Below are 12597 nucleotides of genomic sequence, written 5' to 3' on the forward strand. Positions count from 1 at the left end.
CGCGGTGGCGCCTCTAGGGTGAAAAGCCTGAAGATGATCGGACCGCTTGCTGGAGGAGTTCGCGTGAGACCCCCCACGAAGTACGCAGGCACAGGCACCGCAGTGCTCCGTCGTGACGCCGTCGTCGCGACCGTGCCCGTCGCTCTCGCCGCCCTGCTGGCCGCCGCCGCACCCGCGGGAGCCACGACGACAGGCACCTCCGGTGTCGGCGACCCGTACTTCCCGCTGTCCGGAAACGGTGGCTACCACGTCGGTCACTACGACCTGAACCTCCGCTACGACCCCGTGAGCCGCCGCCTCGACGGCAAGGCCGTCCTCACGGTGCGCGCCACCCAGAAACTGACCCGCTTCAACCTCGACCTCAGCGGCCTCAAGGTCACCGCTCTCACCGTCGACCGTGTGAAGGCGGGTTTCCGGCGCTCCGGACAGGAACTGATCGTCAGTCCGCGCCGCGCCCTGAACAAGGATCAGACGTTCCAGGTCGCCGTCACCTACAGCGGTGTCCCCAAGGCGGTCATCGACCCGGACGGCTCGAAGGACGGCTGGATCGCCACCGACGACGGCGTGTTCGTCGCCGGTGAGCCGCAGGGCTCCATGAGCTGGTTCCCCGGCAACAACCACCCCAAGGACAAGGCCTCGTACGACTTCACGATCACCGTCCCCCAGGGGCGCACCGCGGTCGCCAACGGCGTCTTCCTCGGCCAGCGGACCGCGGGCGGCAGGTCGACCTTCCGCTGGCGCCAGTCCGAGCCGATGGCCGCCTATCTGGCCACTGCCACGGTCGGGAAGTTCAAGGTCGAGCAGTACACCACCCGCGGCGGCATCAAGGTCTACAACGCCGTCGATCCGCGCGAGGCCTCCGCCGCGGCGCCCGTGCTGAAGAAGCTGCCGTCCGTCCTGGACTGGGAGGCCAGGCTCTTCGGCCCCTACCCGTTCAAGGCCGCCGGAGCCATCGTCGACCGCGCCCCGCAGGTCGGCTACGCGCTGGAGACCCAGACCCGTCCCGTGTACGACCAGGCACCCGACCTGAGTACCCTGGTCCACGAGAGCGCACACCAGTGGTTCGGCGACTCCGTCACCCTCACCAGCTGGAAGGACATCTGGCTCAACGAGGGCTTCGCGACCTACACGGAGTGGCTGTACGCGGAACAGCACGGCGGCCAGAGCGCCCAGAAGACCTTCGACGACCTGTACGCGAAGGCCGCGAGCGACGACCTGTGGGCGTTCCCGCCCGCCGACCCGGGCAGCGGCGCGAACATCTTCGGCGGGCCCGTCTACGCCCGCGGCGCGATGGCCCTGCACAAGCTCCGCGAAACGGTCGGTGACCCGGCCTTCTTCGCGATCCTGCGCACCTGGGCCACCGACCACCGGGGCGGGCACGGTGCGACCGCCCAGTTCACCGCCCTCGCCGAGCGCGTCTCCGGCAAGGACCTGGACCAGTTGTTCCTGACCTGGATCGGCACCAAGGGCAAGCCCTCCGCGCCGTAGCACCGCCCGACTCCCCGGGCTGCGGCCCGGGGAGGGCACCTCACTGCTCGCGCATGCCCCACGGCGAGCCGTACGCGGTCAGCAGGTCGAGGAACGGGCGGGCCGGGAACGCCTCCGGGCCGAGGACACCCGAGCCGGACCAGGCACCGGTGGCGACGAGTTCCAGGGCGACGACCGGATTGACGGCCGTCTGCCACACCACCGCCTGGGAGCCGTACTCCGCCATGGACCACTGGTTGTCGACCACGTGGTACAGGTACACCTCGCGCGGCGCCCCGTCCTTCGTGCCCTTGACCCACGTCCCCGCGCACGTCTTGCCGCGCATACGCTCGCCCAGCGTCGCCGGGTCGGGCAGGCAGGCGGCGACGACGTCCCGGGGCGACACGGCGACCGGTCCTGCGGCGCTCGGGACGGTCACGGGTTCGGTGCGGTCCAGGCCGAGCAGGTGCAGTGTCCTGAGGGTCCGGATGAACTCCTCGCCCAGGCCGTACTTGAAGGTGACGCGGCGCGCGTCGATCCAGCGCGGTACGAGCAGCACCTCCTCGTGCTCGACGTTCACGCATTCCACCGGGCCGATGCCCTCGGGGAAGTCGAACACCTCCGGCTCGCTGAAGGGCTGTGTGGTGAACCAGCCCCGGCCGGACTCGTAGACGACCGGCGGGTTGAGGCACTCCTCGATCGTCGTCCAGATGCTGAAGGACGGCGCGAAGTCATAGCCGTCGACGGTGAGGTTCGCTCCGTCCCGGATGCCGATCTCCTCGATCTCGTCGAAGAGTTCGTCGGCCGCGTACCGGGCGAACACATCGGACATGCCCGGCTCCACACCCATGCCGACCAGGGCCAGCGCACCCGCCTTCGCCCACTCGTCCGCCGCCGCGAACTGTTCGTCGCCGAGCCTGACCCCGCACTCCTCGTACGGCCGCTCGGCATGCGGACGCGACAGGGACATCGCCATGTCGAGGTACGTCACCCCGGCGGCGCGGGCCGCGCGAAAGAGCGGCATCACGAAGCGCGGGTCGGTCGCGTTGAGCAGGACGTCGCACCCGTGCCGGGCCAGCAACTCCGCCACCGCCGCCTCGTCGGACGCGTCGACCCGCTCCGCCACGAACCGCTCCCCGGCTCCGAGCACCGCGACCGCCGCCTCGGCCCGCGCCGGGTCGTAGTCGGCCACGACCATCAGATCGAAGAAGGAGCGCCGGGCGGCGATCCGGGTGATGGCGGTCCCCACACCGCCGGCTCCCACGAGCAGCACACGCATGGCAAAACTCCCTTTTGTGAAGGTTCAGATGCTGTTGTCCGCCGATCCAACGCCTTGCCGTCGTCTAAGGTCAATGGCGTTGGCATAAGAGCGGTAGGAGCGCGAGGGGTGGCCGTGCCCAAGCAGGTCGTGCCGGAGGAGAAGCGGCGGCGCCGCCGTCCCACCAGGAACGGCACCGTGCTGTCCGAGCGGCTGATCGTCGACACCGCCCTGCGCATGCTCCGCGAACACGGCAGCGCCGGCCTCACCGCCCGCCGCCTGGGCCTGGCCCTGGATGCCGACCCCAGCACCCTCTACCGCTACTTCCGCGGGATGGACGACCTGACCCTCGCCATCGGCGACGCGCTCATCGGCCAGGCACTGCACGGCTGGCGGCCCACGGGGGAGTGGTCGGCGGACCTGCGCGCCATCGGGCTGCGCATCCACGCCGTGTACCTCGCCCATCCGCAGGCCGCCGTCCTGACCGCCAGCCGTGTCACGGGCCGCGCCAACGAACTGGCCGCCGACGAGGCCATCCTCGACGTCCTGCGCACAGCCGGCTTTCCGCTGCCCGAGACCGTACGGATCTACCACGCCTTCATCGATCAGACCCTGGCCTTCGCCGCCCTCGACGCCGCCTCCGTCGCCCTGCCGCGCGCCAGCCTCACCGCCGACGAGGACATGTGGCGCTCGACCTACGCCCGCCTGCCCCGCAGCACCCACCCCCGGATCGCCGAAGCGGCTCCGCTGCTCGCCGCCCGCATGGTCGCCAGCGCCTATCCGACGGCCCTCGACATGCTGCTGGACAGTGCCGCACGGACGCTCACCGCAGAAGGCCCCGGAAGGGCCTGTGATATTGAAGGCCGAGCCGATTGGATGTAGCGAGCAACCAGGACACCTGTGGACCCCAGCAACAGCAGTACCGGCAACGACTCGGACCCTCGGCCGACCGCACCCGCCGACGAGCCTGGCCGGGGCCGGCGCCGCTGGGCCATGGACACCCGGCCCCTGCGCCGCCCCGCCTACCGCCGCCTGTGGTCCTCGACCGCCGTCACCGCCGTCGGCAGCCAGCTCACCGCCGTCGCCGTGCCCAAGCAGATCTACGACATCACCGGCTCCTCCGCCTGGGTCGGCTACGCGAGCCTGGCCGGACTCCTGCCCCTCGTCGTGTTCGCCCTGTGGGGCGGCGCGGTCGCCGACAGCATGGACCGCCGCAAGCTCCTCCTGATCACCAACACCGGTATCGCCGTCACCTCGCTGCTGTTCTGGATCCAGGCCCTCGTCGGCCTCGACTCGGTGGCGACCCTGATGGTCCTGCTCGCCCTCCAGCAGGCGTTCTTCGGCCTGAACTCACCGGCCCGCAGCGCAGTCGTCGCCCAGCTGGTCCCCGAGGAGGAACTCGCCGCGGCCAACTCTCTGGGAATGACCGTCATGTACACCGGCCTGGTCGCGGGTCCGCTGCTCGCCGGAACCCTCATACCCGTCATCGGCCTCGCCGAGCTGTATCTGATCGACGCGCTCGCCCTGTGCGTCACCCTGTGGTCCGTCATACGGCTGCCCGCGCTCCCACCGGGGCCGGCGGCCTCCCGGAAGGCGGGCGCACGCGAGATCGTGGCGGGGTTCCGCTACATCGCCCTGCACAAGGTGCTCCTGCTCTCCTTCCTCGCGGACATCGTCGCCATGGTCTTCGGCATGCCCCGCGCCCTGTTCCCCCAGCTCGCCGCCCAGACGTACGCCCCGTACGGGGAGGGCCTCGCCCTCGGCCTGCTGTTCGCGGCGATCCCCGTGGGCGCGGTGCTCGGCGGCCTGTTCTCCGGCACGTTCTCGCGGGCGCGCCGGCACGGCTGGATGGTGATCGGCGCGGTCGTCGGCTGGGGGCTCGCGATCACGGGCTTCGGGCTGAGCACCAGCCTGTGGGTGGCGGTGGCGTTCCTGGTCGTCGCCGGCGTCGCCGACATGGTCTCCGGTGTCTTCCGGATGGCGATCCTGATGTCGGCGGCGACCGACGAGATGCGCGGCCGGATGCAGGGCGTCTTCACGGTGGTCGTCGTGGGCGGTCCCCGGCTGGCGGACCTGCTGCACGGCACCACGGCGTCGGCCCTGGGCCCCCGCACGGCCGTCGCCGGTGGCGGACTCCTGGTCGTCGCCGTCACTCTGGCCCTGACGGCCGCGATGCCGGCGCTGCGCCGCTACCGCGTCCAATAGCCGGACCGGCACACCTCAGCCGGACGCCCGCTTGTGCACGGAGAAGTGCTCCATCAGCCTGCCCCGGGTCAGCTCCAGCCGATGGGCGAGGATCTCGGCGATGACCCGCACCAGCTGAAGTCCGAGGGCCGGATCCTCCTCGCAGAGTTCGAGCACCGACGCGGCGTCGAACTCGTAGGCGCGTACGGGGCTGAAGGCCTCGGCGCCGAAGTCCCACCGGTGGGGCGGGAAGAGCCAGGACCAGCCGAGCAGGTCGCCCGCGCCGAGGCTGGCCACGGTCACCCGCTGCACCGGCGTCACCTGCTGGACCAGGGAGACCGCACCGGAGCGGACGACCCAGAAACGGTCGGCGGTGTCGCCCGCCTCGAAGATCCTGGAGTCCTCGGGAAAGGACACCTCCGTCGCGAGCGAGAGCAGGCGCTCACGGCGGGGCGGGGGCAGGGCGGTCAGCAGCTTTGTCGCTTTGGTCATGAGCAGGGCTCCTCGCCGGCGATCCGGAGGGAAGACGTCGGCCGCGGCAGCGCACTGCCCGGCTCCGGTGGCTTCCCCTCCATCCATTTCAGCGGCTGCGGACGCGCCGGGCACCTCGGCGGGAGGTATGAATGTGTTTTTTGACAAAAGAAGGCCCTGGCTGGACGGGGGAGACCAGCCAGGGCCGTAGGTGGTGGCACGCGGAGGGCGGTCGCCTCGCGGCGAAAGGCTCCATGGGGCTTCAGCCGAACGATCTTCCCCATGGGCCATAGGTGAGGCCCGGGGACACTGTCCCCTCCGCAGCCACGTACAGAAGAACGGTCGACCCCTCCGGGTTGTTCCGCATCACCCCCCCCGCCGCGTGTGATCCAGGTCACGCCCGTGTTCGGAGAGGGCTCAGCCCTCGGACACCTGGGCGATCAGCGTCTGCAGACGAAGGCCACGACGGGCGTCGAGCTCGCCGGAGACACCGGTGCGTACGGCGGTCGCGAACTCGCGGCGCAGCACCGGCCAGCTCTCCTCGTAGTCGAGTTCGGAGCTGTCGAACACCAACTCCGGTCCGGAACCGAAGAGTTCGACGCGGGCGACACCTTCCGCCACGTTCACCGATCCGGACAGGGACGCCTGGCTGACCGCGCCGTTCTCGTGCTCACAGGTGAGCTCGATCCAGCGGCGCGGGTCCCCGGTCCCGCGTACCCGCGAGATGCGCCCCACGGACGCGTCGAGCAGGTCGAGGACATGGGGTCCCAGATCGAGCAGCGCGCCGTGCTCGAGTCGCCAGGGGGTCGCGAACGCGCCGCCCAGGAAGGCGTCGCTCAGAAAGCACGCCCGCGCGCCGAACACGTCGGCCTCGCTCGCCGCTTCCACGAACCGGCGGGTCTCGGGGTGGTAGCGATTGGTCAGGGTGACCTGGGAAACGACTCCGGCCTCCTCGATGGCGTCCACCAGCCGCCTGGCAGCCCCGAGATCCTCGGCGATCGGCTTCTCCAGCAGCAGCGCCTTGCCCGCCTTCGCGGCGCGCAGGGCGAGTTCGGCCTGAACAGCGGGCGGCACGGCGAACGCCACCGCCTCGCAGGTGTCGAGCAGTTCCTCGAACCGGGCGGCGACCGCGGCCCCGTACGGCGCCGCCGTCTCCTGGGCCGCCTCGGGGCGGCGTGCCCAGACCCCGGCGAGTTCGGTCTCGGGCCCGGCGGCCAGTACGCGCGCGTGCACCCCCTGCGCCCAGGGACCGGCCCCGACGAGACCGACCCTGACGGGTGCGTGCGACCACGGTGCGGCGGTACTGGTCACGGCAGGGTCCAATCCGTACGGGAGGCCGATACGGAGATCACTCTGCGGGCCCGTCCGCCGTACCGTCAACCAGGATCCGCGCCGCGCAGCGCCGTGTGCTCAGCGGAACACGTTGTCCGAGTCGTCCCAGTGCGCGAGTTCCTCCGCCGCCGCGTTCGGCCGGGACGAGCGCGTCCTGGCCTGGTACATCGCGTCGATCTCGAAGGCGTAGTGCCGCACGATCGCGTCCCGGCGCAGCTTCATCGAGGGGGTCAGCAGGCCGTTGCTGAGGGCGAAGGGCTCGGCGAGGACCCGGAACACCCGGATCGACTCGGACCGGGACACCGTGCTGTTGGCGGCGGCGACGGCCCGTCCGATCTCCTCCCGCAGGGCGTTCTCCTCGCGCGCCTGGCGGTGCGGCGTATCCTCCTGCAGTGCCAGGGAAGCGCGCCAGTGGGCAAGAAAGTCCGGGTCGAGAGTGATCAGGGCGCCCACGCACGGCCGGTTGTCGCCCACGATCACCGCCTGGTGCACCAGCGGGTGCATACGCAGCCGCTGCTCCAGGGCGGCCGGAGCGACGCTCTTGCCGCTGCTGGTGATGATGATGTCCTTCTTGCGCCCGGTGATCGTCAGATACCCCTCCGTGTCCAGCCGCCCGATGTCGCCGGTGGCCAGCCAGCCGCCCCGTAGCGCTTCCCGGGTTCCGGCGTCGTCGTTGACGTATCCCTGGAAGACGGAGGTGCCGTGCACCATGATCTCCCCGTCCCCGGCGACCCGGATCTCGGTGCCGGGCAGGGGCTGCCCGACCGTCCCGAACTTCTCCCGGCCCACGGGCTGCGCGGTGACACCGCCGCTGGTCTCGGTGAGGCCGTAGCCGTCGTGGACGAGGATGCCGATACCCGAGTAGAACAGGGCGAGTTCACGGTTGAGGGGCGAGCCGCCCGACACCGCCCCGCACACCCGTCCGCCGAGCGCGGCACGGAGTTTGCGGTACACCGTCCGTTCGTAGAGGGCGTGTTGGAGCCGCAGGTCGAATCCGGGCCCCGAGCCCGTGCCCAGCCGCTGGCGTTCGACAGCCGTCGCGAAGTCCCGTGCGGTGCCGACGGCCCGCTCGAACAGGGCGCCCCGGCCGGCCTTCTGTGCGGCGCGCAGGAAGTTCTTGTAGATCTTCTCGAACACCGACGGGACCGCGTACAGATACGTCGGCCGGAAGGAGAGCAGCGCCGACGACAGCGCCTCCCCGCTCAGATCGGGCTCGTGGCCCATCAGCAGGCCGCCGCGCAGGCACAGGCCCTGGATCATCAGGCCGTACACGTGCGAGAAGGGCAGGAAGGCGAGGACCGTGGGCTGTACGCCGGGCGGTGCCGCCGTGTGCCTCCAGCCCGCGAGCAGGGTGTCGCAGGGGCTGGCCAGGCTGCGGTGGCTCAGGGCGCAGCCCCGGGGATGCCCGGTCGTGCCGGACGTGTAGGCGATCACCGCGGCCGAGTCGGGCAGCACGATCCGGCGCATCGAGTCGACCGTGGTCGTCGGCACCGTCCGCCCCAGCTCCACGAGTTGGGGCATAGCTCCGTCGTCCAGCTGCCACACGTTGCGCAGCAGGGGCAGCGAGGTGCACACCGAGCCGACCGTCATGAGGCCCTGTTCGTCCTCGACGACGACGGCGCTGCACTGCGAGTCCGCGAGGATCCAGGCGACCTGGTCGCGCGAGGAGGTCGGATAGATCGGCACGACCTCGGCGCCGACCGACCAGAGCGCGTAGCAGAGCACCGTCCACTCGTAGCGGGTACGGGCCATGATGGCCACGCGGTGGCCCGGTGAGATGCCGGAGGCGATGAACCCCTTGGCCAGATCGACGACCTCGTCCCGCAGTTCGGCGGCCGTGACCTGCGTCCAGACCTGCTTGGCAGGGTCGGGTCGGCGCGCGAGCTGGGGCGTGTTCGGTTCACGGAGCGCCGTGTCGAAGACGCTGTCGGCGAGTCCGCCCGTCAGCGGTGCGGTGGTGGTGGGGGGAGCGAGGGCGAAGTCGCGCATGCGCTGCTCCTGGATCGTACTGGCTGTGACCGCGCCGACGAGGGGAGTTATCGACGGTGAACGAATCTAGCTCAGGTGAGGGACTTTGTTGTCGGGAACTGTGAAGTCGATTTCCCCGTGGAGGTTTCGGAAGCCGTTTTCCGCGAACCCCGCTCCTCGGATCACCTCATCTCACCCGCGCGCGGGCGTCAGCCACACCGTGGCGAGCGGTGGCAACGTCAGCCGGACGCACGCCGACCGGGACGTCACCGCTCCGGGGTTGCGGACGTCGCTGCCGCCGAAGCGGGCGGCATCGGTGTTGAGGACCTCCTGCCAGGCGGGGACCGGGCCGGGAACGTCGAGGCGGTAGTCGTGGCGGACCACCGGCGAGAAGTTGCTGACGGACAACAGGGGCTGTCCTTCCGCGTCGTAGCGGAGGAAGGCGAAGACGTTGTCCTCGGCGGCGTCCCCGGCCACCCACCGGAAACCGGCGGGGTCGGTGTCGCGTTGCCAGAGGGCGGGCGTGCGCCGGTAGACGGTGTTGAGATCGCGGACGAGGTCGCGGACGCCCCGGTGGTCGGGCTCGGCGGCGTACTTCGGGTCCAGCAGCCACCAGTCCGGCCCGTCGGCCTCGGACCACTCGGATCCCTGGGCGAACTCCTGGCCCATGAACAGGAGTTGCTTGCCGGGATGGGCCCACATGAAACCGAGGTACGCGCGGTGGTTCGCCCGTTGCTGCCACCAGTCGCCCGGCATCTTGGACACCAACGAGCCCTTGCCGTGGACGACTTCGTCGTGGGAGATCGGCAGGACGTAGTTCTCGCTGTACGCGTACACCATGGAGAACGTCATCTCGTGATGGTGGTACTTGCGGTGCACCGGCTCGTGCTGGATGTAGCCGAGCGAGTCGTGCATCCAGCCCATGTTCCACTTCAGGCCGAAGCCGAGCCCGCCACTGTCGGTGGGCCGGGTCACCCCGTCCCACGCGGTGGACTCCTCGGCGACCGTCAGCACCCCCGGGACCCGCCGGTACACCGTGGCGTTCATCTCCTGGAGGAAGGCGACCGCGTCCAGGTCCTCCCGCCCGCCGTGCACGTTCGGCGTCCACTGCCCGGAATCGCGCGAGTAGTCGAGGTAGAGCATCGAGGCGACCGCGTCCACCCGCAGCCCGTCGAGATGGAACTCCTCGCACCAGTACACCGCGTTGGCGACCAGGAAGTTCCGCACCTCGGTCCGCCCGAGGTCGAACTCGTACGTCCCCCAGTCCGGATGCTCGGCACGCCGCGTATCACCGGGCTCGTAGAGCGGCTCCCCGTCGAACCGGGCCAACGCCCACTCGTCCTTGGGGAAGTGCGCCGGCACCCAGTCCAACAGGACGCCGACACCGGCCCGGTGCAGCGCGTCGACCAGATACCGGAAGTCGTCGGGGGAACCCAGCCGGGCGGTCGGGGCGTAGTAGGAGGTGACCTGGTATCCCCAGGACCCGCCGAAGGGGTGCTCGGCGACCGGCATCAACTGCACATGGGTGAAGCCGAGGTCCGCGACGTACGCGGGGAGTTCGTCGGCCAGTTGACGATACGTCAACCCGAGCCGCCAGGACGGCAGATGGACCTCGTACACCGAGAACGGCTCCTCGTGCACGGCCGTGCCGGCCCGGCGGGCGAGCCACTCCTCGTCGCCCCACTCGTAGTGGGAGGCGGTGACGACGGACGCCGTCGCGGGCGGCACCTCGGTACGCCGGGCCATCGGGTCCGCCTTCATGACCCGGCCACCGTCCCGGCCCACGACCTCGAACTTGTACCGCTCGCCCTCACCCACGCCGGGCACGAACAACTCCCACACGCCGGCGCTGCCGAGCGAGCGCATCGGGTGGGCGGTACCGTCCCAGAAGGTGAAGTCCCCGGCGACGCGGACCCCTTGCGCGTTCGGCGCCCAGACGGTGAAGCGGGTGCCGGTGACGCCCTGGTGGGTCATCGGCTCGGCGCCCAGGGCCTTCCACAGCTCCTCGTGCCGGCCCTCGCCGATGAGATGCAGATCCAGCTCACCGAGCGCGGGCAGGAAGCGGTACGGATCCTCGACCTCCGACTCGCCGCCCTCGTACGACACCAGCAGCGTGTAGCCGGGAATCGCAGCGGAGGAGGGACCGAAGGGGAGTACGGCGCTGAAGAAGCCGTCACCGTCGTCGTCGAGCTTGCTCGGCAGCCCGTCGACGAGCACGCTCACGCCACGCGCGTGCGGGCGCAACGCCCGGAAGACGATCCCGCCGCCGGGTGCGGGATGCGCGCCGAGCAGCGCGTGCGGGTCGTGATGGGTGCCGGCGAGCAGGCGCTGTCTGTCGCCGGGGTCCCACAGGGCATCGGGTCTGCCCAGGGACGGCGTGTCGGGGAGGGAGGGGTCGTGCAGGGCCACAGCGGTCAGCCTCCTTGGGCGGCGAGTCGCTCGATCGCCGCCATGGGGACGGGGAGCCAGTCGGGGCGGTGCCGGGCCTCGTAGACCACCTCGTACACGGCCCGGTCGGTCTCGTACGCGCGCAGCAGCCCGGGGTCGCGGCGCGGGTCCCACCCGGCCCGGGCGGCGTACCCCGCGCAGTAGGCCTTCCGGCAGCGCAGTGCCCACTCGGGGCGCCACGGCAGACGCGTGCGGGCGGCGTAGTCGAAGGAGCGCAGCATGCCGGCGATGTCCCGGACCGGCGACTGGGCGCTACGGCGTTCGGCGAGCGGGCGGGACGGTTCGCCCTCGAAGTCGATCACGAACCAGTCCCCGCCGGTTCCGCCGGTGCGCAGCACCTGCCCGAGGTGCAGATCACCGTGGACGCGCTGTGCGGCCGGACCGGCGTCGAGCCCGGCCAGGGTGTCGAAGGCGGCACGCAGCCCCTGGGCGTACGGCCGCAACGCCGGTACGCAGTGCACGGCCGCATCCAGACGCTCGGTCATCGCCGCCGCCGTACGCCTGCTGTGCCGCACGCCGCGGGTGTCGCGGGGGAAGGCGGTCCCGAGGGCCAGGTGTACGTCGGCGGTGGCCCGCCCCAACTCGTAGGCCTCGTCGGTGAACGGGTGCCCCGCGCCGAGGGCGCGCAGTGCCAGCGTCCAGCCGTCAGAGGCGCCGGGCAGGAAGGGCTGGAGCACCCCGAGTGTGGCGTCCTGCGGCAGATCGGTCCGGAACCAGGCGACCGGGGCGGGTACCCGGGCACAGCCCTGCCGGGCGAGGGCCGCGGGCACCTCCAGGTCGGGGTGGACACCCGGCTGGACGCGTCTGAGCACCTTCAGGATGAACGAGTCGCCGTACACGAGCGAGGAGTTGGACTGCTCGACATCGAGGAGCCGCGGGGCGAGTCCGGCGGGCACGCTGATGCCGGGGTCGGCCTCGAAGCGCAGGGGGCCGGCCGTTCCCGGGCGCCGCAGCCGCTCCAGCAGCAGCCCTGCCGCCCGGGGGTCCTGCAGGGCGTCGTAGATCAGCATCCCGGCGAGGGGCCCCTCGATCGCGCGGCCGATGAGGGCCCGGCCGAGGCGCGGTGACGGGCGGTCCCGTAGGCCGAGGAACAGTTGGTAGCAGTCACCGGGCGGGGGAGGGCCGCCGGGGGTGGGTACGGCCGTGTGGCCGGTGCGGACGATGAGGTGCAGGCAGCCCGGAAACAGCTCGGTCATCGACAGCAGGCCCAGGTCGGTGACGGGCCGGTCCTTGCCCGCGAACCAGCGCTGCTGGGGCAGCCACTCGCGCAGCAGACCACCGAGCGAGGTCAACGGCTCGGCGAGGGCCGTCCTGCTCGGGCGAAGAGATGCGGTCTTCGGCATGGTGACGCGTCCTTTCGCGAGCACACACTCACGGTCGTCGGGCAGTGCGTGGGGCGGCTCGGGGAAGCCGGAACCAGTAGAAGCCGTGGCCTGCGAGGGTGAGGAGGTAGGGGAGTTCGCCGATGG

The 12597-nt window shown here is 71.1% G+C and carries 9 protein-coding genes and 1 pseudogene; 3 read left to right on the plus strand and 7 right to left on the minus strand.

What is annotated here, in order from left to right:
• The first annotated feature begins 63 nt into the window (after positions 1–63).
• A complete protein-coding gene (locus IEY89_RS37380) occupies positions 64–1488 on the plus strand; it encodes a M1 family metallopeptidase (RefSeq protein WP_189151988.1) in 1425 nt (474 codons plus the stop codon).
• A 40-nt stretch (positions 1489–1528) separates the two neighbouring features.
• Here the strand turns inward: IEY89_RS37380 and IEY89_RS37385 are convergent, their stop codons facing one another.
• On the minus strand, positions 1529–2746 hold the full coding sequence (locus IEY89_RS37385) for a saccharopine dehydrogenase family protein (protein ID WP_189151989.1): 1218 nt from the start codon (positions 2744–2746) through the stop codon (positions 1529–1531).
• Positions 2747–2860: 114 nt separating this feature from the next.
• On the opposite strand from IEY89_RS37385, the gene IEY89_RS37390 reads away from it, so the two are divergent.
• Together IEY89_RS37390 and IEY89_RS37395 are read left to right on the plus strand one after the other, a co-directional pair.
• Positions 2861–3607, plus strand: coding sequence for a TetR/AcrR family transcriptional regulator (locus tag IEY89_RS37390; protein WP_189151998.1), 747 nt, complete (start codon positions 2861–2863; stop codon positions 3605–3607).
• Between the two features lie 18 nt (positions 3608–3625).
• Positions 3626–4930, plus strand: a complete 1305-nt coding sequence (locus IEY89_RS37395; RefSeq protein ID WP_189151990.1) for an MFS transporter — start codon at positions 3626–3628, stop codon at positions 4928–4930.
• A gap of 15 nt (positions 4931–4945) precedes the next feature.
• Here IEY89_RS37395 and IEY89_RS37400 read toward each other — a convergent pair whose 3' ends face one another.
• From IEY89_RS37400 to IEY89_RS37425, 6 genes and pseudogenes are all read right to left on the minus strand, one after another.
• Positions 4946–5401, minus strand: coding sequence for a cyclic nucleotide-binding domain-containing protein (locus tag IEY89_RS37400; protein WP_189151991.1), 456 nt, complete (start codon positions 5399–5401; stop codon positions 4946–4948).
• Between the two features lie 396 nt (positions 5402–5797).
• Positions 5798–6691: a Gfo/Idh/MocA family protein gene (locus tag IEY89_RS37405; RefSeq protein WP_189151992.1), complete on the minus strand. Its 894-nt coding sequence runs from the start codon at positions 6689–6691 to the stop codon at positions 5798–5800.
• 99 nt (positions 6692–6790) lie between these two features.
• Complete coding sequence (locus IEY89_RS37410) at positions 6791–8701, minus strand: AMP-dependent synthetase/ligase (protein WP_189151993.1); 1911 nt, start codon at positions 8699–8701, stop codon at positions 6791–6793.
• A gap of 171 nt (positions 8702–8872) precedes the next feature.
• The gene (gene glgB / locus IEY89_RS37415; RefSeq protein ID WP_189151994.1) at positions 8873–11089 is read right to left on the minus strand and encodes a 1,4-alpha-glucan branching enzyme; all 2217 of its coding nucleotides are present in this window, start codon (positions 11087–11089) and stop codon (positions 8873–8875) included.
• A gap of 5 nt (positions 11090–11094) precedes the next feature.
• Positions 11095–12471 (minus strand): maltokinase N-terminal cap-like domain-containing protein, encoded by a 1377-nt coding sequence (locus IEY89_RS37420; RefSeq protein WP_189151995.1) that lies wholly within the window; start codon positions 12469–12471, stop codon positions 11095–11097.
• 28 nt (positions 12472–12499) lie between these two features.
• Positions 12500–12597, minus strand: a pseudogene (locus IEY89_RS37425) (alpha-glucosidase C-terminal domain-containing protein); the annotation flags it as partial.

This window comes from Streptomyces lacrimifluminis (assembly GCF_014646095.1).
GTDB lineage: Bacteria > Actinomycetota > Actinomycetes > Streptomycetales > Streptomycetaceae > Streptomyces > Streptomyces lacrimifluminis.